The sequence below is a fragment of the Stenotrophomonas sp. GW821-FHT02D01 genome, from assembly GCF_059421765.1.
Genome location: NZ_JBWKVP010000001.1, coordinates 385,716 through 404,375 on the forward strand (window position 1 = coordinate 385,716; position 18,660 = coordinate 404,375).

The following is an 18,660-nucleotide window of genomic DNA, read 5'->3' on the forward strand; positions in this document are numbered from 1 at the left end:
CTTAGTTCCTGTCTCCCAGGGTGGCGCGGGCCTGCACGGCCTGCTGGTGCTGCAGCGCGTTGGCGGTACGCCGTGCCAGCGCCTCGCTGGATTCACCCGGTTGCTGGTGGATGGTGATGTTGTTGGTCTGTTGCTGCTGCACGGTGGTGGGGGTGCGTGCGGTGGCAGAGGGCATCGGGGGGGCTGGGCGGCCTTTAGCAGCATCGCCGATACCAGCCCATCGCTTGCCGGCGCCCGGCGCATCGAAGGTGGCTACGTCCTTGGCCAAGCCCGCGGCGTCATCCAAGCCCCCTCTGCCGTTGGCGCGCATGTTGGTGTACGCCACCATGCCACTGCCGACTGCATCAGCACCGCCAGCAAGCACCTCTTTCCCGAAGTCCATGCCCTTGCCGACGAGTTCGCTGACCTTGCCCAGCCCGCCGCCGACGAAGCCCATCAGCTTCTCGATGTACGGTGCGAGGAACTCCAGCTTTTCGGCAAGCCAGTCGAACAGGAATTCGGCGCCGGACTTGATCAACGTCCATGTCATGCTCATTCCGTCTCCGATCGCGCTGGCCACGGTCGTATACACGCTGCCCATCCAGACGACGTACTGGATCAGGCCGCCGATGAGCTGGATATTCATGCGCAGGCCTTCCATGAGCACCGTGCCGACGAAGCTGCCGATCTCCGCTACGCGCGAAAGTTCGTTGCCGGTGTACTGCGCGGGAGCCAGCATTTTGGAGAGCCAGTCCCATGCCTGGCCCAGCAGCCCGCCGACCGCTTCCCATGCCGGGCGCAGCGGCTCGACGGCGCGCATCAGTTCGCCCATGGCGGCGGTTCCTGCGCCGCTGAGGCCATCCCAGACGCCACCGAGGAAGGCCTTGATCGGCTCCCAGTACTTGCGCACCAGCAGTGCGCCGGCGGTGATGGCGGCGATGGCGATGGCGATCGGACCGCCGCCGATGGCACCGACGGCGGTCGCGACCACGCGGAACCCGGATGCCAAGCGCATTGCCGTCGGACCGAACTGCCCCATCTGCGCCAGCAGGCTGCCGCCGCGGAACAGCTCGAAGGCCTTCTGCACCGCCAGGATCGGGCCCTGCAGGAACGTCCACGCATAGCGCACGCCGAGCACCGCAGTGCGCATGCCCATCAGGCCGACTACGACCTGGGTGGTATTGGCGATCAGCTTCGGGTTTTCCTGCACGAACGACGCAACGCCGTTCAGCAGTTCGGTCAGCTTCACCGCCGCCTCACCCACGGCCGGCAGCAGCGCGGCACCGAAGGCCTTGGACAGGTTGTCCACGGCGATCCTGGCGCCTTCGATCCTTTCCGGGTCGGTCTGCAGCTTGGCCGCGAAGCCGCTGTCGGTGGTGCCCGCCGAGCTGTTGAGCGCCTTGTCGCGGATGCGGATGTACTCATCCCAGTTCTGGATCATCGGACGCACGAAGTTCTGCGCCTGTGCATCGCCGAACAGCTTGCCGATCTTCGTCTGGTCACCGGCGGTGGCCTGCATGATCGCCTGCATCGCCGCGTCGAACGGATTGCCACCGCTGCTCTGCGCTTCGCTGATGATCCTGCGCAGGTCCAGCTTGAAGCCCTTCTTGGCGCGTGCCTGCAGGTCGGGCGAGAGGATGCTGGCCATGAAGCGCTGCATGTTGCCGGCCGCTTCGTCGGCACCACCGGCGCCTTGCCGGGCGACATCCAGCGCAGCGCCCATGGTGGCGGCGGCGGCGTTGCCGTGCATCTGCAGCGACTGGAATGCGTTGCCGAGCACCGGCAATGCACCGGCCACGTCCTTCAGGCCCAGGCCACCGTTCTTGCCTGCCACCACCAGCACATCAAGCGCCGATTGCAGGCCGGCCGGATTGATCTTCAGCGCCTGCTGCAGGCCCGACGCCGCCAACGTGACGTCGTCGATGCTCTCGCCGGTAGCGGTGGTGGTGCGGCCGATCGCGCTCAGGCTGGATTGTGCGGTCTGCGCATCCAGGCCTGCGGCGACCAGCTGGCTGACCGCGCGCTGCAGTTCGCCCGCGCCTTGGTGGGTACGGCTGGATTCGGCAAGGATGGTCTGGCCCAGCGCAGCGACCTGGGCGCGGGTCAGGTTGGCGGCGTTGCCGATGGCCTGGTTCTCGCGCGCGAAGCCGGCGGCGTTCTCCACCGGCTTGGCCAGCGTGGTGATGGCGCTGCCGAGCATGCCGCGCGCATCGCCAAACGCCGAGCCCAGCTTTTCGCGCTTCTCAAGATTCGCCGTGCGCTTGTCTTCGATCCGCTGCAACGCTTCCTGGGAAGCGCGCAACGCATCGGCCTCGGCACGCATGCGGGCGAACTGGTTGCTCGACCTGCCCATGACATTGAGCTTGCGCTCGAGCTTGTCGGCTTCATCTCCGAGGCGCTTCAGGCCATCGTTGCTGAAGGACAGTGCGTCCTGCAACGATCGGGAAACCGAGCCGCCGATCGTGATCGTTGTCGTTTGAACGTTACTCGCCATGTACCGGCAATCCCTGTATCCACCAGATGAATTTCGACACCCGCAGCGTCATGATCTCGCGCAGGCCCCAGCCGGTATGGCCGGCCAGGGCGAGCGCTCCCTGCCTGATCTGCGGCAGGGTCAGGTGGTAAAAAGCGCGACGCCAGCCTGCAGGCGGGCGTAGTCGCGCAGCGGCATCTTGCGCACGTCATCCGGTGCGATCTCGCACAGGTTGGCGATCATGCGCACCTCGCGCTGGGCGTCGGTGCCCTTGTCGTCCTGGTAGCGCTCCATGTCTTCCACGGTCGGTTCGCGCATGCGCAGCACGGCGGTGTCCACGCCATTGACCTGGCGCGGGCGGGAGAGGGTGATTTCGGCATAGCCGTCGCGTTCGATGACGGTGTCGGTGGTGGTCTTGGTCTTGCTGGACATGGCTGTGTTCCCGAATGTCGATGGAGTTGCAGTGGATCCGGGGGCGCTGTGCGCCCCCGTGTACGTCGAGGCGGTGCCGGGGATCAGATGCCCAGGGCGCCGCGGATGCCGGCGAGTGCGTCCACGCCGCCCTGGCGGGCGATCATGTTGGTCACGTCGATCTCCTGCACGACCTGCACGCCATGGGTCAGCTTGTAGTAGCTCAGTGCCAGGGAGACCTTGACCGTGCCCTTTTCGCCGACCTTGGTTTCGCCGCGGTCGAGGGTCTTCACCTTGCCGCGCATGTTGTGCACGACCGAAGTGACCGAGCCATCGTCGGCTTCCAGCGCCTCGCGGGCGGTGAAGCCATACTCCTTGCTCTCGATGACGTGGAACTTGGACATGATCTCCGCGTCATCGGAGGCGAAGGTGACCTCGGCGGTCAGCTTGTCGTGGCCGAGCACGATTTCCGTCGGGGCGAGCATGCCGCCGGCCTGGAAGTCCTCGGTCTTCAGCGACAGCTTGGGAGCGGTGAAGGACATTACGCTGCCAGCAAAACCCTTGCCGTCGACGTAGAAGTTGAAGTTCTTGCGGATCTTGCGCGCCATGCTTAGAAGATCTCCGAGACGTAGTTGTTGTTCATGTGCATGCGGAAGGTCAGCTGCTCACCCGGGTAGGTCGGGGTGAAGTCGAAGTCCCAGTAGAAGCGGCCATCGGCCACGCTGTCCGCTGCGTTCAGTTCAGGGTCGATCCAGCAGTTGCCACCGAGGATCGCGCCCTGCGTCTTCAGGCCACGCAGGAAGGCATTGACGCCCTCGCGCACGTCATCGACGTAGGTCTTGCTGATGCCGCGGTCGACGGCCCACAGGTGGGCAGCCTCCAGGCTGTCGGCGATGATGTCGGCGGTGCGCACCACGCACAGGAACTGCCACTTCGGATCGATGCTGGCGGTGCGGTTGCCCCACAGGCGGAAGCCACCTTCGCGGATGATGGTCGCTACGTTGGCCTGGTTCAGCAGGTTGGCGCGGCTGGTCGCATCGGACAGGCCGAAGTCGATCGCACGAGCGGTGCCGACGATGCCGTACAGCTCCTGGTTGGACGGCGATGCCCACCAGCCGCGTTCGTTGTCGCTGCGGGCGATGGCACCGGCCACGGCACCGGAGGCGTAACGGCTGACGATCGCTTCACCCTGCTGCACCAGCACGGCCGGATCGACCACGTAGACACGCTTGGAACCAGTCAGTGCGGTGGTGGACTTGGCCGCATCGTCGTTGCTGTTCGGGCCATCCTTGATGATGATGGCGCGCAGCTTGTCGGCGATGCCGAGCAGCTCGGCCACGACCGGGTTGGCCAGGACAGTGTCCGGACTGGCCGGATCGGCCGGGTGCAGGTGGGTGAAGCCCGGGGCGACCAGGATGCGCGGCTTCACGCCGACGATGGACTTGGCAGCCAGCAGTGCATGCACGCCGGAGTACGCGCCGGTCTGTGCGTTCACGCCGCCGAGCACGTTGGCCAGGGTAGCGCTTTCGTTGGCGCCGTTCTCGACGCGGATCACCACCACGACGGCCGACGACTGGTCGAAGATCGCATCCAGTGCGCCGGGCAGCGTGCCGGCTTCGGTGCCGGTCTTGGCCGACAGCTTGGCGGCCTGCGACTGCGAGGTGACCAGGACAGGCGTGTTGATGGGGAAAGCGTCGGCGTCGGCCAGCGGCGCAGTGCCGACGATGCCGATGACGCTGGTGGATGCAACAGCGATCGAGCGCGCACCGGTGTCGATGTTGACGACCTGTACGCCGTGGAGAAATTCGGTCATTCGGAGAGGTTCCTCGGTGTGGTGGTGTGCCTGCAGATGCAGGCGACGGGTATATCTTCGGAAAAGGCGGGCGCCGCGATAATTGCAGCGGTGGCCCGGTGATCGATCAGACCCAGCCGGAGGCGCTGACGCTGGCGCTGAAGCTGGAGACCTGGGCATTGCCACCGGCACGACGCAGCGCGACGGAAATGCTGACGTTGTCCGATTCGTAGTTGGCGGACCTGGCTGGGACGCTGATGGAGACGCCTGCCGACGGTGAGTTCGACGCCGGTACGAAGGACGGAGCGCTGGTGCTGAAGGACGCCTTCGTGGGCGAGGAACCGGTGATCTGGATCTCGTACTCGGAAGCGTTGGCACCCGCCGGAAGCCACTGGCCAGACGCCACCGTCGAACTTCCACCATTGCCGCCGCCGGCGACGCCGCTGCGGATGGCGTAGGTCCCGTCGGCATACATCTGGATCGAGACGGTTGCCGACACGGTGCCGGTGGAGTTGGTCTTGGCGCCGTTGCTTGCCGAGTAGCCCTTGCCATGGAACGGCAATCGGTAGGTCGCGCTGCCGCGTGCGGCCCACAGGTTGGAGACGTCCATGCCGTTGACCCGGTGGCCCACATCGGCACGTTTGCTGCCGTACTGGATGTGGGCATAGCGGCGGCTGAGGTCGGTGCCGCCTACGCGACGGCCCGAGTCCTGGGCGACAGGTCCTTCCACGTAGGCATCGAACAGGTCGTCGAAGTCGACGCCTGCAGAGCGGTAGCCACTGGCCATGTCAGCGCTCCGCCTTCAGCGCGCGGACCTCGGCTGCCAGTTCCTGGATGGCTTTGGCCATGACCGGAAGCAGCTGGTCGAGCTTGATCGAGGCGACGCGTTCGCCATTGAATTCAACGCCTTTCAGGTCGACGGCTTCGGGCACCAGCTCGGCCAGCTGCTCGGCAACGAAGAACAGGCGACGACGACCGTCGTTGTTGTATTCGGGCTTGTAGTGGCCGGCAGCCAGTTCCATGCGCTCGACGGCAGCAAGACCGTAGGGCACGGGGCCGTCGATGCTCTTCAGTTTCCGCGACGAACCAAAATCGAAACCTCCAGTTGTACGCAACGACCCGTTTCGCGACAGAACAATAGCGTCGGTGAGGTACGTCCCATCGTCGTTGTACGACCAGATCTTGAAGGAGCGGTCGCTTTCAATCCCAAGTTGCCATTGGCGTACACCCGACTGGTACACGGCATATGCGCCCTGCTGCGATCCGAGTGTTGAGCAGTTGGCGATAAACGCACTCGACGCACCTGGGTTCACCTGCGAGGAAACAGTACCCGCGAAGGAGCCGCCGCCGTTCAGAGCTTCGAACATTCCGGACGCCGTGAAGGCGTAGAAGCTACCAACCGAACCGCTGTCCGTAGCTGCGCGGACGCTGAATCGACCGTCCGATGATCGGTACAAATAGCCAGTTGGCATCTGCGCTCCGGCGAGGCTGATTGACAGGCCGCCAGTCATCGTATCGCCACCCTTATTCACCTTCGCCGCCGGGTCGAAGTTACCGCTCGTCCAGATCGAGCCACCGGCATTGAGCGTGGTGGTATAGCCACCCGCCGAATTGGCGAACGTGAAGTTGGAGCCATTCTTGAAGATGTACGAACTGGTATCACCCAGCACTAGCACGCCATCGTTGGCGACGCCGTTCCAGCCATACGAGCGCAGCGAGTTTCCGTTCACTGCGACGTGGCCAGTGAACGTACCTCCGGTCTTGTCCATTTTGGTGTCCGGCGCAAAGTTGCCGGCATGCCACATCGCCGAGCCGTTCCAGCGTGGCGTATCGCCGTGCTTGATGGTGATTTCGCTGCTGGCCGCGCGATCAGTGCTCCACACCCGCCACAGGCCTGCGTTGCCCCAGCCACCGATGAACGATTGCTCCGCGCCCTGGGCACCAAAGCCCACCAGCGGATAGGTGCCCGCAACAAACTGCTGGTCGGTGAAGGTGTTCGCGCCTTTCGACGCCTTGGCATCCAACACTCCCTGCAGCCCGGTCACATCCGCGATGACATGCTTGTGGCCGACAGTAGCGAAGTCACCCGCCAGGGCGAACGCGGATGCGTGCTTGCCATCCAGGGTATCGGCATCCAAGCCGTTGCCATGGCCAGTGTCCTTCAGTGCGGCACCCTTCAGCTCCAACGCGGTGCGTGCGGCGGCCGTGGTTACGGCAGACAGCAAGGTCCTGGCCAGTGCAGTGGGCGCGGCAGCACCAAAGCGCTTGTCGGTGAATGCACGCAGGCCGCGCGGAGTCACCGCGCGCTGGGTGTCAGCCGCGTCTTCCGCTTCGGTGTTGGTGGCCAGCTCGACCACACCCAGCACCTCGGTGGTGGCCGGCGGGTAGATGAACTCGGCGTTGCCGAACTGGATCTGCGTGATGTCCACGTCGGTGAAACGCGCATCAGTGGCCAGCAGCAGCATCGACGCAGCCGATTTTTCCAGGATCGGATCGGTCTGGCCGTAAGTGGCGAACAGCGTGCCGTCAGCCAGGTACAGGCCGAATCCGCGCAGCGAATAGGCGGTGGCACTGTCGTCGCGGATGGTCACGTGCAGCGTGTCATCGCCCACGGCCTGGCCGCCGAAGGTCGCGACCCGTTTGATCTCGCCTGGCAGCGCGGTCAGGTCGCCCGAAGGTGCGAATGCCGTGGATGTCAGGCCGATCTGGGTGATCAGAACGGCATTGGTGCCGGTGTTCGGCGGATTGACCAGCTTGGCGAAGCCGGCGTCGGTGATTTTCAATCGCATGCGGGGTTTACTCTCCGATCAGTTGGATGCGGCGGAAGGCCGTGGCGTGTGCGGCTGCAAGCGCGCCGATTGCTGCGTCGGCCTGCATGCCCTGGGTGAAGGTGAAGTGCGATCGCACCGGCTTGGTGCGGGTGATCTCGCCGATGACGTCGTCGACGAACATGGCGGTGGCCGACGTGCCGCCCTGGTTGGCGATGGTCATCACCGCTTCGAAGGTGTGCGGTGGTCCCTTCGGTTGCAGCTGCCACCACTCGCGGATCAGTACAGAACCACCGAACGCAGCAACCACATCGCGGACGCTGCCCGCCGTGCCCTTGCGGCGCTGGATGGCGATCGCCGCACGCACGCGGGCGCGTTTGACCGGTTCGGGCCAGTACGCCTTCCATTCGTCCACCGAGAGCGCCCATGCCAGCCAGGGCAGCAACGCGGCCGGGCAGCGATCGGCGTCCCACAGGGCGGTGATGTCCACCGGCAGCGGGCGGGCAATGATCGCCTGCGACAATGCACGCTCGGCCTGGGTGGCATTGGGCGGCAGCAGGTTGGCTGAGGCCGGCACGCGGACCTGTGCGTCGCCGTCGATGATCCCGCCAGGGGAAGGTGCGGTTGCGAGCGTGACCGCGCTACCGCTGACGGAAGCGTCGTTCAGGCGCCGGCGTCCCTGCGCATCCGTGAGATACACGGCCTGCACCGTTGCCAGCATGCCGCCGGGATGGCGGAATACCTGGTTCTTCCCATCAACCGCGCCACGCAGACGCGCATTGACCAGGCGCGTGGTGGCCTCACTCATCGTTGCCACCATGCGCCAGCGTGACGGCGGTGCAGTACGTGGCCTGGGTGCGGTCCACCACCACGTCCGCGGCGGGGCTGTCGATCACCACGCGCTGTACGCCTTCGGCATGCAGTGCAGCGAACAGCCCGGAGCGGGTCACGTCGCGGCCAAGCCGATGCGATTCGACGATGTAGCGGTCCAGGCGTGTGCGCGCTTCGGCCAGCACGACCTGCGAGTCGGGTCCAGCGAAGGTGTACAGCGTAGCGGCGACAGCGTACTTGATGACTGTCGCCGGTTTTACCAGCACGTGATCGGTCAACGGGCGCACGTCATCCGCGCTCAGCTTCGCCTCCACCACGTCGAGCAAGCCCTGGGTGGCGGTGCCGTCGGCTTCACGCGACAGCACCGATACCACTACTTCACCAGGCGTGCTGCTGGTAGCGCTGGCGTCCAGCACGCGCGGATCCGCGCTCAGCGCATGGAACACATAGGCACCTTCCGGTCCTGCCACGCTGAAGCCTTCCGGCCCGAGCTGGATGCGGCGACGGAAGTCCTCGTCGTTCTCGTAGCGGGGAAGGATGCCTTCCTGTGGCTTGCCCGGATCGAGCACCAGGCGTGTGATGCCGAAGATTGCCGCCAGCTGATCCAGGTCGCTGCCCACCGCATAGGCGAGCATGACACCGCGCGCGGCATCGTTGACGCGCTGTCGATCGAGCAGGCGCAGGTAGGTGCAGACTTCGAGAATCTTGAAGGCGGGGTCCGACGGCAGCAGCGCGTCGAACGTGGGGTCCAGGGCCTGCAATGCCGTCAGCGACTCATCGAACATGGCTTCGAAATCGAGCACTTCGATGACCGCCGGGGCTGGCAGCTGGGAGAGATTGACACTGGTGAACGAGCCGGATGCCACGGTTAGCGAACCTCGATTCCTTCGATGGTGATGGCCTCGCCATCCGGCAGGTGAATCCCGGTCACTGCCAGGATCATCACGCCGGGGGCGGGGAGGGAGACGTCGACGTTCTCGACGTGGAGACGCGGTTCCCATCGCGCGAGTGCGTCGACGGTGGCCGCGATCAGGTCCATGCGCAGGGAGCGGTTGGTCGGCGCATCGATCAGTTCGAAGATGCGCGAGCCGTACTCGCGACGCAGGACGCGGGAGCCAAGGGGTGTGGTGAGAACGTCACGCACGGACTGGTGCAGATGGGCCAGCCCATCCAGGGATTTGCCGGTGTTGGCGTCGATTCCTCGCATGGTCTCTATCGTCGTGGAGTACGGGTTTTCAGGGCATTGCAGCGATGGCCCATCACTGCTGTGCAGGCGTGGTGGGTGCGGTCGGGCCCTGGGCGGTGTGTTTGTGCGACTTCAGGCTGATGGCGCCGGCTTTGACGTCGGCCGATGTGCTGATGTCCTTGCCCGCTGTGATCGCACCGGTGACGTCCAGATCGCCGGTGGCCTTGAGCGCCGGCGTGTCGAGCAACACCGATTCGCTGGCATGCACTTCCGCGTTTGCGCAGTTGACGATGACCTTGCCGCTGCCAACGGTGATGGTCAGCGTGGTGGTTTCGCGGTCGTACTCGACGAGGCTGCCGTCGGCGTACTGCGTGCGCTGCAGCTGGCGTGTGTCGGCCGGTGCGGGAAAGCGATCCTGGTACAGGCTGCCGAGCACCAGGGCCTGGCCGGGGTCGCCATACGGGCATGCCAGCACCACCTGTTCGCCGGGCTCCGGTGCGCACCAGCTGCGCACGCCTGGTCCCGCACGGCGTTCCAGCCAGGGAATCCAATCGGTGAGCATGCCGTCAGCATCGACGCGCACGCGGCCGCCGGCTTCATCAAGTTCGCGCACGACGCCGATCATCAACAGGTTGCCGATCAGCCGGGCGTGTTCGGCGCTCATGGTGTGTCCTCCGCGAGTGGCTGGTAGCGCCGCTCATGGGCCCGGCCGATCTCCGGTGCGAAGCTGTAGGACGCGTGCGGTACCACGCCATCGCCGTCCTCCCAGGCAATGCCGCCCAGCGCGAGGGGCACTGACCATTCCACGATCCACGTGCGCAGGTCGGGCTGCGCCGCTGCGGCATCCTCGGGCAGCGCTGCGATTACCTCGATCGCGCCACTGGGCGCACCCGGAAAGCGGCCGAGCTGATGCAGCCAGGTGGCGAGGTTTACAGCGATCCGGCGCAGCTGCAGGGCAGAATCGGCTGCCGCGGACTGCACGGAGATGCGTGCTTCAAAGCGCAGCACGGCCTGCAGTTGGCCGCTGCCATCATCGCTGTCCTTGCCGCGATCACAGCGGTTCATCGCCAGCAGGCAGGCGGGCGTGGGCGGCGCACCACTGTTGGCGTCGCGATAGAACTCGACGGTGGCGAAGTCCGCAAAGCGTGCTCGGATCGCCGCTTCGATGGCGGCGTGCAGCGCGTCGAGGGTGGAGGAAGGGGTATCGGTTGCCATGTCAGCTCATGCGATGAATGGAAGGAAGAACGCGACTGGCCGCAGCACGCGCTTTCTGCAAGCAGTGTTGCCATTGCCCCGGGCGCGGGGCATTGCACGCGTGGCCGTGACTGGCCCGCTCAGTGCTCGTGTGGGCCGCGATGTCTGGTGTTGCCCGCGGGGATGCAGCCGGCAGGCGTCAGCGGTGGTGCACCATTGATGATGAAGCCGTGCTGGCTGCCGAGGCTGCACAGCAGAGCGCGCATCTGGTCGGCCAGTTCGTGGTACTGGCGCGCCACGGCGACGTGGTTGCGCAGCAGCGCGTCGTCGTCGGCAGCCTGCAGATCGGGCAGTTCCTGCGGCGCGCGCAGTTGTGCCGGTGCGATGCTGAGATCAGGGACGAAGAGGGTGGCCGGCGTTGGCTTCGCGCCAGATGCGCACGAACTCAGCATCAGCATCGCCGCGGTCGCGGCCAGGGTTCTTGGCATGGGTGTCGATGTCCTGTTGCAGGGTGGTGAACTGCTGGGTGCGCACGGACTGCAAGGCCAAGTGCTGTGATTCAGCCTGTGCACCGGCCTGTGCGTTGGTCTGGTCCTGCTGGCGCGCGACGAGCGCGGTGTCGGCACGACCGGTCTCCTGCGCGGCCTGTACGCGCATGGCGGCGAGACCCGCGTTGCGGTCGCGCATCTCCCAGCCCAGCCAGGCGCAGCACGCGTGGCTGGCAACCAGGCCCAGCAGCACGATGCGCAGCCTCAGCGGTATCGGCATCACTGCAGGAGCCCGCCAGCGGCGCGATAGGAGGCGCGCAGCGTTTCCAGCGCATGCTCCTTCTGCCCGTAGCCGGCGCCCGGCAGCGACGCCCAGATGCGCCGGGCGGCGGCGACAGCAGCATCGAATCGGCCCAGGCGGATCAGATCGTAGGCACCGCATTGCTTGAGCAGCGCTACTGCGGCGCGGTCCTGCGATACCGGGCCGAAGTCCGGCAGGTCCAGGCGTGCACGCAGGTCGTCCCAGGTGCTGCGCAGGAACTGGTAGCGGCCGGCGGCGCTGGACTTGATGCCGTAGCGCGGCAGCGACACCAGTACGCGTGGATGGTCGCGATGGTCGTTGAACAGCTGGCCGCCGACGATCACGTCGTAGCCACGATTGCGGGAGCGCTGGCCGGGAATGTCGGTGCCTTCGGATACGGCCAGCATGTCCAGGAACGCGGCCACGTTGGCGCCGCCGAGGGCGCTCGCTGCGGCGGCGGTCATGCGGCTGCTCCCGACCGTTTACGCACCAGGTCCAGCAGCGCATCGATCTGCACGCTCTGCTGGGCGATCTGTGCGCGCAGGGCGCTGACTTCACCACGCAGCTGGCCGATCTCCTGGGCCATGGCTTCGCGCTCGTGCATCAGCCCATCTGCGCGTGTGCGTTCCGCAGCCAGCTGTTCCTGCAGGGTGCGCAGGGTGTTGCTGGTGGCTTCATCGGCGGTGCGGTCGACCTTGGCCGACGACAACCATTGCCGCAGCCACAACGAGACTGCAATCAATACCCCGGACGTGCCGCCCAGGTACTTGGCCCAGTCCGGCACGCCGGCCAGCAGCTCGCTCTCGTTCATGCGCGTGCGTATCCCTTCAGCAGTGCAGGATGGACGGCCGGGACCGGGGTGGAGCGGGCACCGCGCACGGCGCGCTTGATGGTGGTCTGCGATACACCGAACTCCTGCGCGACGTGCTCGCGGGGCATGCCGCTGGCTACCGCCCGGGCGATCTGCTCGCGGCGCTCATGTGCACTGGCGGCGAAGCAGGACGCCAGGAACAGCAACTCACCGCCGAAGTGCGCGACCAGGCGCTGGGCCATCTCCAGGCCAAGAATGTCGATCAGTCGATGCTGATCGGGCAGGGTGGAGGGTACGTAGACGATGACGCGGTGGCGTCCGGTGGTGCTGGAGGTGGTCGGCGGCCATGCACGCACCAGCGTGAGGGCTGCGGATTCGCCGATGACCTCGGCAAGGGTCTGGATGCTGTCGGGCAGGGCGTTCATGGCAAGGTTGGTCAGTGGCATTGGTATCCACTGTTGCCATCCCGTCGATCACGTCAACACCTTTCATCTACTTTCGGCGCTTGCGACTGAAGGCATTCAGATGCGTGCGCGAGGACCGGCGAGTACCTGCATGCGCAGGTTTGCGATGCGGCCCTGTCACGCCATCCGGCCTTGCCTGTGGTTTCGCTGGTTCTCCCGTACTCCTTGTCCTCACCTGCTGGAAACGGAGACAGGGCAATAGGGGACGGCAGGTACAAGGTGAGGACGGCCATGGTGTTGATGCTCTTGCCGGGCGCTTGGGTGCCTGAAACGAAAAAGCCCCGGACGATGCCGGGGCTTCAGGACTGCAGGTGGTGCTGGGTCAAAGGTCGAACACCAGGTTGCCGCCGGTCTTGCGCGGAATGTAGCCGGCATCACGCAGCCAGCGGGCTGCATTGACCTGGTCCATGCGCTTGACCGGGAAACGGTTGGCGAACATCAGGAAGCGCGCCACGGTGATCGACTCGCCCTTGCCCTTGAGCGCGGCCAGCGTCTCGATGAACCACGGAGCGGGGGGCTGCTGGTTGCCGGGGCGGGCGGTGGTACGTGCCTGCTTGGCGGCAGTAGCCTTGGGCTGGGCGCTGGCCAGCGAGCACAGCGAAATGAAGATCGCATCCAGACTCACGATGTCCTTGCCACCCTTGGGCTGCGACTTGAACAACGCGATGGCCTTCTGGCGTGTCGACGTGAACTGTTCGACCTCCATGACATTTCCTCTTTGCGAAAGCGGTTGGGGATGCAGGGTGACGGCAGGTGCCGTCATTGATGGGGGACGACCTTACATCATTTTCGCCGATGATGGGCCGGAACCTGCTTTATGGATGAAGAAAGCAACGGACCGGCCCGTCGCACGGCGGCGGTTCCGGCAGGCCGTTCAGATCACGCCACGGCACATCAACTGGTCCAGTGCCGTGCGCACCAGATCGGCCGCGCTGCGGTCGTTGTGCAGCTCGAAATCGATCAGCGCGGCGGGCAGCGGCTGGCCGCTGGCATGCAGGTCCACGCTGTCGTGGCCGGGGCGGGTGATGCGGATCACAATGCCGCCCTGGCGGCAGATGGCGCGGGCCTCGTCAGCGGAATGGACATCGGGAACCAGACCGCCTTCGGGCAGGCGGGAGAACAACGAGCGCACCCACAGCTCCGGATGGACATGCTCGCGACGACATCCGGCGCTGGCACTTGGCCGCGCCGGGGCCGCAAAGGTGTCGCAGCGCAGGGCCAGCGCGGAGGCCAGGCCGTTGGCGAGGGTGTCCTTGCCCACGCCCTTGCCACCGGCGATGCCGATGTAGAGCGGTGGCCGCGTCAACGGGGCGGATCGCAGCGGCACGCTGCCAAAGGCGGAACCGCAGCGGAATGCGGCCAACGTGTCGGCGATCATGCGCTGGCTGCTGTCGAGCGAGGCGGGGATCATGCGGTAAGTACTCCTTGGGGAATGCGCAGGCGCGGCAGCAGTCAGCAATCGCTGCCGGTGGTGCTGCGGGCGCGCAGGATGCGCTGGGTGATGCGGCCGCCGCGTGCTGCGGCGGCGATCGGGTCGAAGCACAGCATGGCCGTGGACGTGCGGCGGCCGGCGGCGAGGTGGTCGCGGATGGTCCGTTGCGATAGAACCGGTACGCGTTGATGGATCTGCTGCACGGTCAGCTGTTCGCCTTCGAAGGCGTGCAGGCGGGCGCGAGGCATGGCTGGGCTCCTGGAAGGTGGCGTGGCCGTTACCCATATCTTGCCTTTGAAGTCCCTTCCAGTCAACACCTTTCATCTACTGCCATCCATTGCTGGGGGCACAGGGGCCGCAGCGTCCCATATCCGCAGCGCAGCCGCTGCCAGCCGATCGCGCTCGGCAAGGCCACGTGCTGCCTGCACGCCCTGAAGGTACTGCTGGCGGTGCCGGCGAGGCCCTATCTTCATCCTGCGTCCGCGCGCATCGACGCAGTGGTAGCCGTCCAGCCCCAGCAGGTGTCGTGCCTCGCAGTCCAGGCGCCAGTCGGCGCTGGCGCTGCCGACATCACGTCCGTCGTGGGTCCGGGGCATCAGAACGGCCCGGCGGCGTGCTCGGCAACGCTGCGGCTGCGCGGTGGCATCAGCCACACTTTCGCCCGTTCCTTGCCGATCAGCCTGGTGCGTACGTCATGGCGCTTGACCACGTAGGCTGCCGCCTCGTTGACGTCCCGGCGGTTGGGCTTGTCGATGCCCACGGCAATGGCGATCTCGGTGGCGCGATAAGGCACGCTCCGCTGCTCGGCAGGCAGCGACCAGTCGAAGTGACGGTCGATCAGCTCGGCGATCGGCGAGATCGGTTCGTGTTCGCTGTTGGTGGCGTTCAGCGCGTCCAGCTCATCACTCGCCAGATGCCAGGTTTCGCCGTTGCAATAGAGCGCATGCGCTTCGGCCCAGACCTGCTGCATGTCGATCCGGGCAGGCTCGCCCAGCGCCACTGCGTGCACGGTCCACCAGCGCGTATTGCCGGTGGCATCGCGCAGGAAGCGTTCGTCGTTGACACTGGCAAACAGGATCGTGCGCCGCGCATAGCGCGACTCGGTGCGCGCGTAGGGCCGCCGGATTTCATCATGGCTGCGGGAGATGAATGACTTCAAGGCGGCGATATCGGTGCGGCGGAACGTGGCATCGACCTCGCCCAGCTCGACGATCCACTTGGAAATGACCTGCTTGACGCTGTCCTTGTTGGCGGGGTCGAGCACCACGCCGTCGGCGATCAGCTGCAGCTCGGCCGGTGCCAGCTGCCGCGCCCAGCGTGTCTTGCCCAGGTTCTGCTTCGACACGAAGGTCAGTACGCCGCGGGCGACCATGCCATCGGGCTCGAATGCGGCGGCAACGCCGGAGATCAACCAGCGTCGCATCAGGATCTCCTTCAGCACGCGGCCATCGGCCATGCGTGTGGGCTGGGCTTCCTGCACCGTGTCGAAGAACGCCTGCAGGCGTGATTGTCCATCCCATGGCCGTGAGGTGATCCAGCTGGCGACCGGGTTGTACGGATTGGCCTCGGCCACCTGGCACAGGTTTGTCTCGAAGCTGGCGACGGCCATGCCGGCGCGGTGCATGCAGTCCATCACTTCGCCGGCGGCGACCTCCTTGGCGTTGTCCACGGTGGTCTGCAGGCCGGGGACGAGGATCTCCAGATCCTTGCGGATGACGTTGTAGCGCACGATCACGCCGGTGCGCCGGCACAGTTCGGCCAGGTTGCGCGCGGTCGGCAACGGCCGGCCACGCGCGCTGCAGTCGGGGAACGGGGTGAAGGTGTCGAAGGCGGAGAGGTTGCCAGGCACCAGATAGCGCGCGGCGGCCACTGCTGGCACCTCATCTTCCGTGGCCGCTTCATCGGCGGTGGCGGCAGGGGCGGGCATCAGCTGCGCACGCAATGCCTCCAGGCCTTCGCGCAGATGCAGGTCGTTGAAGTCGGTGGGGCGGTCATCCTCGTCGTGCAGAACGGCGAACTCCGGCCATACCACGCGTGCATCGATGTCCGCAGCGGCATGCGTTGCCTGGGTGACGCCGGGGTTTTCCAGCGGTTGCCGGGTCCATTGGTCGTTGTCGGCGCAGATCACCAGGCTTGCGTCTGGCATGGCGGTGCGCCATGCGCGTGCGACCGAGGCGAGATTGCCTGCGTCCCAGGCCACCACCACGCACCAACCGGTCGCCTGATGGATGGATTCCGCCGTGGCGTAGCCCTCGGCGATGGCGATGGTCTGGCCGGACAGCGGCTTGCCGATCACATGGAAGCAGCCTTGTTTGCGGCCGCCCGCCAGGAAGTCCTTGTCGCGACCGAGCGCCAGGTCCATGCGTGGAAAGATCGCCTGCAGCGAGACGATTCGGCCCGCGGTATTGGTCACCGGGACCAGCAGTGCGTTGTCGATGTGCCGGAACACCAGACCATCGCTGTTGCGCACCGGCCACGCCGCTACGCGCAGCCCGTGCGCCTGGATGCCCTTGCGCACAAGATACGGGTGGCTGGCATCGGCAGGCACTGCACGGTTCCACAGGACATTGGCCGCCTTGGCCGCCGCGTCCTCGCGCTCGCGCTGCTGTCTTTCCCGCTCCGCGCGGGCGGCATCCTGGCGCTGCCGGATCGCACGTTGTTCGGCGGCGGTCAGGGAGGTCGGCGACTTCGCGCACCACCCTTGGCGCAGGCCGGTACGCCAGCTGCCGAACTCGCCGGCGGGCACGTTGTCGCCGAACAGCACGGCCCAGCCATTGCGCGTGCCGCGGCGATCCCCCTCGACGTGAAAACGCACCAGCGTGCCGTCCGCATTGAGTGCATCTCGGCCACGCGCATCAGGCACGATGCCGTGTGCGTGCATGGCCTGCAGGAATGCGGGAACGATGTCCTGCACTGGGTGCGGTGTCTGCATTCGGCGGGGTCCCCTTGAAGCGTGGTTCGGTTCACAGCGGCCGGTTGCGGCCAACGTGCTGTGTGCTGCCCGCTGTTCGCGGGACATGCGGCGGCTGTCCGGCGCAACGCGGCCAGTGGGTGATGGAAGGTGGTGACGTCATCATGGTGTCGGAGCGGGCTTGTTTTTGCAACACCTTTTGACACCTTGCATCCCCGGTCTCGTATGGCGTCCTTGTCAGCGAGGGATCTGCGATGACGGTCGCAGATCGTCCTCATCGCGACGATGCGTCGCAGCCGGCGAGAACGCATTTTCCGATGATGCCGGTGCCGTTCGATACGGCCCTTCGCCCTCTCTCAACGCCCGACCCGGGCGCCATGCACAAGGAGTCCGCATGTTTGAAAACGAACCCGATGAAGTAGGCATGTCCGATGCCGTGCCGATACCGCGCACGACGGTCGCGACGTTCTCAATCGGTGCGACCACCCCCCGATAAAATACGACTGGCATGACGGACACCATCGACGAAGCGCAGGAACTGGAAGCGCGCCACCTGCAACGCGCCTTGGCCCAGCACGCAGTGCGGGCCGGCAACGTTGCCTCTCTTAAACCTACTGGGGAGTGCCACAACCCGGACTGCAGCGAAGACTTCGAAAACGATCCGGCCAGACTGTTCTGTGGGCCTGCGTGCGCCGAGCGTTTCGAAGCCATCCATCAACACCGCAACGCATAGGAACAGGGGACATGTCTCTGAACAGCAACGACGCTGGCTTCACCGAACGCATCGCCGGGGTATCGGCCGAGCTCGCCGTACTGATGAGCCTGGTGGAGCACCACATCCATCTGCAGTTGGCCGACCTGGCTGACTCCGGGGATGTGGATGCACAGGAGCGATTCGCGGTAGCCGATCCGGAGCGCTGGTTGGAGAACGCCCGCAACAGCCTGCAGGCGGGCGTCATGTTCCTGGAACGCGCTGTGCAGCAACCGGCACGGTTCTAGCGTTGCCGCCAGGGGACGGAAGGGGCCGGTCACACCAGGCGCCCTTCCGTCCCTTTCCGGCGATATCGGCACCTGACAAGGATCGGCATGGAACTGCCTGCGACACGATGTCGCAGGACCGGGGTGGCAACCCTGAACATGGTCCAAGGTTGGCCCCGGGCTCGTAGAATGGCCGGGTGCGCCGCTCTGTTCTCCACCACCGGTTCCAGACCCTGGCATGGCTTGCCATGCTGTTGGTGCTGTTCGCCCCGCTTGTGAGCCGCTGGCTGGTGCATGGGCACGTCGTTGCGACTGCCGCACCGGTGGCGGCCATGGACCACGCCGCACATACCCAGCACGCGATGGAAGGGCACCACGACCATCACGCGATGGCGATGGAGCACGGCGAGGCCGCACAGAAGCCGCCCGCTGATCCACATGCCGAACATGAAATGGGTGTGGACTGCGATTACTGCCTGATCGCCGCCAGGCTGATCACGTTGTTGGTGGCGGCGCTGCTGCTGTTGGCGCTGATGGCACCGGTCTGCCGTGCGCTGCGCGGTTCGGTGTGGGCATTGCCGCAGCGGATCAGCGGTACATTGGGAGCGCGGGGGCCACCGGCCTTGATGGCCGTCTAAGCC

General features: G+C 65.9%; 24 protein-coding genes. 3 read left to right on the forward strand and 21 right to left on the reverse strand.

All coding sequences use genetic code 11. The features are described 5' to 3' along the window. Window position 1: 1 nt before the first annotated feature. From AC07UW_RS01770 to AC07UW_RS01870, 21 genes are all read right to left on the reverse strand, one after another. Window positions 2-2,473 carry a phage tail tape measure protein gene (locus tag AC07UW_RS01770; protein WP_495211278.1) on the reverse strand — a complete coding sequence of 824 codons (2,472 nt, stop codon included), beginning with the start codon at window positions 2,471-2,473 and terminating at the stop codon, window positions 2-4. A 120-nt stretch (window positions 2,474-2,593) separates the two neighbouring features. Continuing rightward, window positions 2,594-2,884 (reverse strand): phage tail assembly protein, encoded by a 291-nt coding sequence (locus AC07UW_RS01775; RefSeq protein WP_394195987.1) that lies wholly within the window; start codon window positions 2,882-2,884, stop codon window positions 2,594-2,596. 83 nt (window positions 2,885-2,967) lie between these two features. Next, entirely contained in the window at window positions 2,968-3,471 is a 504-nt protein-coding gene (locus AC07UW_RS01780) for a phage major tail tube protein (protein ID WP_093817501.1), read from the reverse strand. Between the two features lie 2 nt (window positions 3,472-3,473). Then, window positions 3,474-4,676: a phage tail sheath C-terminal domain-containing protein gene (locus tag AC07UW_RS01785; protein WP_223494370.1), complete on the reverse strand. Its 1,203-nt coding sequence runs from the start codon at window positions 4,674-4,676 to the stop codon at window positions 3,474-3,476. 106 nt (window positions 4,677-4,782) lie between these two features. Beyond that, a complete protein-coding gene (locus AC07UW_RS01790) occupies window positions 4,783-5,442 on the reverse strand; it encodes a hypothetical protein (RefSeq protein ID WP_223494371.1) in 660 nt (219 codons plus the stop codon). Window position 5,443: 1 nt separating this feature from the next. Next, the gene (locus tag AC07UW_RS01795; protein ID WP_223494372.1) at window positions 5,444-7,444 is read right to left on the reverse strand and encodes a tail fiber domain-containing protein; all 2,001 of its coding nucleotides are present in this window, start codon (window positions 7,442-7,444) and stop codon (window positions 5,444-5,446) included. 7 nt (window positions 7,445-7,451) lie between these two features. Further along, window positions 7,452-8,231 (reverse strand): phage tail protein I, encoded by a 780-nt coding sequence (locus tag AC07UW_RS01800; protein WP_317850491.1) that lies wholly within the window; start codon window positions 8,229-8,231, stop codon window positions 7,452-7,454. Next, entirely contained in the window at window positions 8,224-9,120 is an 897-nt protein-coding gene (locus AC07UW_RS01805; protein WP_099842010.1) for a baseplate assembly protein, read from the reverse strand. The genes AC07UW_RS01800 and AC07UW_RS01805 overlap by 8 nt, the downstream gene beginning before the upstream one ends. A gap of 2 nt (window positions 9,121-9,122) precedes the next feature. Further along, window positions 9,123-9,461: a GPW/gp25 family protein gene (locus AC07UW_RS01810; protein ID WP_089239202.1), complete on the reverse strand. Its 339-nt coding sequence runs from the start codon at window positions 9,459-9,461 to the stop codon at window positions 9,123-9,125. Window positions 9,462-9,513: 52 nt separating this feature from the next. Then, on the reverse strand, window positions 9,514-10,104 hold the full coding sequence (locus tag AC07UW_RS01815) for a phage baseplate assembly protein V (RefSeq protein WP_495211279.1): 591 nt from the start codon (window positions 10,102-10,104) through the stop codon (window positions 9,514-9,516). Then, window positions 10,101-10,655, reverse strand: coding sequence for a hypothetical protein (locus AC07UW_RS01820; protein WP_495211280.1), 555 nt, complete (start codon window positions 10,653-10,655; stop codon window positions 10,101-10,103). Before AC07UW_RS01820 ends, AC07UW_RS01815 begins: the two co-directional genes overlap by 4 nt. Before the next feature lie 119 nt (window positions 10,656-10,774). Further along, complete coding sequence (locus AC07UW_RS01825; protein WP_495211281.1) at window positions 10,775-11,086, reverse strand: hypothetical protein; 312 nt, start codon at window positions 11,084-11,086, stop codon at window positions 10,775-10,777. Then, the gene (locus AC07UW_RS01830; RefSeq protein WP_495211282.1) at window positions 11,028-11,402 is read right to left on the reverse strand and encodes a hypothetical protein; all 375 of its coding nucleotides are present in this window, start codon (window positions 11,400-11,402) and stop codon (window positions 11,028-11,030) included. Before AC07UW_RS01830 ends, AC07UW_RS01825 begins: the two co-directional genes overlap by 59 nt. Continuing rightward, a complete protein-coding gene (locus tag AC07UW_RS01835) occupies window positions 11,402-11,887 on the reverse strand; it encodes a glycoside hydrolase family 24 protein (protein WP_223494378.1) in 486 nt (161 codons plus the stop codon). The genes AC07UW_RS01830 and AC07UW_RS01835 overlap by 1 nt, the downstream gene beginning before the upstream one ends. After that, the gene (locus AC07UW_RS01840; RefSeq protein ID WP_223494379.1) at window positions 11,884-12,234 is read right to left on the reverse strand and encodes a hypothetical protein; all 351 of its coding nucleotides are present in this window, start codon (window positions 12,232-12,234) and stop codon (window positions 11,884-11,886) included. Before AC07UW_RS01840 ends, AC07UW_RS01835 begins: the two co-directional genes overlap by 4 nt. Further along, window positions 12,231-12,659 (reverse strand): Mor transcription activator family protein, encoded by a 429-nt coding sequence (locus AC07UW_RS01845; RefSeq protein ID WP_223494380.1) that lies wholly within the window; start codon window positions 12,657-12,659, stop codon window positions 12,231-12,233. The genes AC07UW_RS01840 and AC07UW_RS01845 overlap by 4 nt, the downstream gene beginning before the upstream one ends. A 361-nt stretch (window positions 12,660-13,020) precedes the next feature. Then, window positions 13,021-13,404 (reverse strand): hypothetical protein, encoded by a 384-nt coding sequence (locus AC07UW_RS01850; protein ID WP_495211283.1) that lies wholly within the window; start codon window positions 13,402-13,404, stop codon window positions 13,021-13,023. A gap of 168 nt (window positions 13,405-13,572) precedes the next feature. Then, window positions 13,573-14,109, reverse strand: coding sequence for a hypothetical protein (locus tag AC07UW_RS01855; RefSeq protein WP_495211284.1), 537 nt, complete (start codon window positions 14,107-14,109; stop codon window positions 13,573-13,575). Between the two features lie 41 nt (window positions 14,110-14,150). Continuing rightward, entirely contained in the window at window positions 14,151-14,378 is a 228-nt protein-coding gene (locus AC07UW_RS01860; RefSeq protein ID WP_105163551.1) for a hypothetical protein, read from the reverse strand. A 72-nt stretch (window positions 14,379-14,450) separates the two neighbouring features. Next, window positions 14,451-14,726, reverse strand: coding sequence for a DUF7696 family protein (locus tag AC07UW_RS01865; RefSeq protein WP_495211285.1), 276 nt, complete (start codon window positions 14,724-14,726; stop codon window positions 14,451-14,453). Then, on the reverse strand, window positions 14,726-17,062 hold the full coding sequence (locus AC07UW_RS01870; protein ID WP_495211286.1) for a VapE domain-containing protein: 2,337 nt from the start codon (window positions 17,060-17,062) through the stop codon (window positions 14,726-14,728). The genes AC07UW_RS01865 and AC07UW_RS01870 overlap by 1 nt, the downstream gene beginning before the upstream one ends. Before the next feature lie 487 nt (window positions 17,063-17,549). On the opposite strand from AC07UW_RS01870, the gene AC07UW_RS01875 reads away from it, so the two are divergent. The 3 genes from AC07UW_RS01875 to AC07UW_RS01885 all read left to right on the forward strand — a co-directional run bounded on the left by AC07UW_RS01875 (window position 17,550) and on the right by AC07UW_RS01885 (window position 18,657). Then, window positions 17,550-17,774 carry a hypothetical protein gene (locus tag AC07UW_RS01875; protein WP_313248828.1) on the forward strand — a complete coding sequence of 75 codons (225 nt, stop codon included), beginning with the start codon at window positions 17,550-17,552 and terminating at the stop codon, window positions 17,772-17,774. An 11-nt stretch (window positions 17,775-17,785) separates the two neighbouring features. Next, window positions 17,786-18,040 (forward strand): hypothetical protein, encoded by a 255-nt coding sequence (locus AC07UW_RS01880; protein WP_089239227.1) that lies wholly within the window; start codon window positions 17,786-17,788, stop codon window positions 18,038-18,040. A 227-nt stretch (window positions 18,041-18,267) separates the two neighbouring features. Continuing rightward, window positions 18,268-18,657: a DUF2946 family protein gene (locus tag AC07UW_RS01885; protein ID WP_495211287.1), complete on the forward strand. Its 390-nt coding sequence runs from the start codon at window positions 18,268-18,270 to the stop codon at window positions 18,655-18,657. The last annotated feature ends 3 nt before the right edge of the window (window positions 18,658-18,660 follow it).

Excerpts from the sequence above, each read along its gene's own strand:
- AC07UW_RS01850 (WP_495211283.1), bottom strand. The coding sequence starts at position 13,404 with ATGGAGGTCGAACAGTTCACGTCGACACGCCAGAAGGCCATCGCGTTG.
- AC07UW_RS01840 (WP_223494379.1), bottom strand. The coding sequence starts at position 12,234 with ATGAACGAGAGCGAGCTGCTGGCCGGCGTGCCGGACTGGGCCAAGTAC.
- AC07UW_RS01830 (WP_495211282.1), bottom strand. The coding sequence starts at position 11,402 with ATGCCGATACCGCTGAGGCTGCGCATCGTGCTGCTGGGCCTGGTTGCC.
- AC07UW_RS01770 (WP_495211278.1), bottom strand. The coding sequence starts at position 2,473 with ATGGCGAGTAACGTTCAAACGACAACGATCACGATCGGCGGCTCGGTT.
- AC07UW_RS01885 (WP_495211287.1), top strand. The coding sequence starts at position 18,268 with ATGCTGTTGGTGCTGTTCGCCCCGCTTGTGAGCCGCTGGCTGGTGCAT.
- AC07UW_RS01780 (WP_093817501.1), bottom strand. The coding sequence starts at position 3,471 with ATGGCGCGCAAGATCCGCAAGAACTTCAACTTCTACGTCGACGGCAAG.
- AC07UW_RS01800 (WP_317850491.1), bottom strand. The coding sequence starts at position 8,231 with ATGAGTGAGGCCACCACGCGCCTGGTCAATGCGCGTCTGCGTGGCGCG.
- AC07UW_RS01835 (WP_223494378.1), bottom strand. The coding sequence starts at position 11,887 with ATGACCGCCGCCGCAGCGAGCGCCCTCGGCGGCGCCAACGTGGCCGCG.
- AC07UW_RS01825 (WP_495211281.1), bottom strand. The coding sequence starts at position 11,086 with ATGCTGAGTTCGTGCGCATCTGGCGCGAAGCCAACGCCGGCCACCCTC.
- AC07UW_RS01795 (WP_223494372.1), bottom strand. The coding sequence starts at position 7,444 with ATGCGATTGAAAATCACCGACGCCGGCTTCGCCAAGCTGGTCAATCCG.
- AC07UW_RS01820 (WP_495211280.1), bottom strand. The coding sequence starts at position 10,655 with ATGGCAACCGATACCCCTTCCTCCACCCTCGACGCGCTGCACGCCGCC.
- AC07UW_RS01790 (WP_223494371.1), bottom strand. The coding sequence starts at position 5,442 with ATGGCCAGTGGCTACCGCTCTGCAGGCGTCGACTTCGACGACCTGTTC.
- AC07UW_RS01775 (WP_394195987.1), bottom strand. The coding sequence starts at position 2,884 with ATGTCCAGCAAGACCAAGACCACCACCGACACCGTCATCGAACGCGAC.
- AC07UW_RS01785 (WP_223494370.1), bottom strand. The coding sequence starts at position 4,676 with ATGACCGAATTTCTCCACGGCGTACAGGTCGTCAACATCGACACCGGT.
- AC07UW_RS01880 (WP_089239227.1), top strand. The coding sequence starts at position 17,786 with ATGTCTCTGAACAGCAACGACGCTGGCTTCACCGAACGCATCGCCGGG.
- AC07UW_RS01845 (WP_223494380.1), bottom strand. The coding sequence starts at position 12,659 with ATGAACGCCCTGCCCGACAGCATCCAGACCCTTGCCGAGGTCATCGGC.
- AC07UW_RS01860 (WP_105163551.1), bottom strand. The coding sequence starts at position 14,378 with ATGCCTCGCGCCCGCCTGCACGCCTTCGAAGGCGAACAGCTGACCGTG.
- AC07UW_RS01875 (WP_313248828.1), top strand. The coding sequence starts at position 17,550 with ATGACGGACACCATCGACGAAGCGCAGGAACTGGAAGCGCGCCACCTG.
- AC07UW_RS01810 (WP_089239202.1), bottom strand. The coding sequence starts at position 9,461 with ATGCGAGGAATCGACGCCAACACCGGCAAATCCCTGGATGGGCTGGCC.
- AC07UW_RS01870 (WP_495211286.1), bottom strand. The coding sequence starts at position 17,062 with ATGCAGACACCGCACCCAGTGCAGGACATCGTTCCCGCATTCCTGCAG.
- AC07UW_RS01855 (WP_495211284.1), bottom strand. The coding sequence starts at position 14,109 with ATGATCCCCGCCTCGCTCGACAGCAGCCAGCGCATGATCGCCGACACG.
- AC07UW_RS01865 (WP_495211285.1), bottom strand. The coding sequence starts at position 14,726 with ATGCCCCGGACCCACGACGGACGTGATGTCGGCAGCGCCAGCGCCGAC.
- AC07UW_RS01815 (WP_495211279.1), bottom strand. The coding sequence starts at position 10,104 with ATGAGCGCCGAACACGCCCGGCTGATCGGCAACCTGTTGATGATCGGC.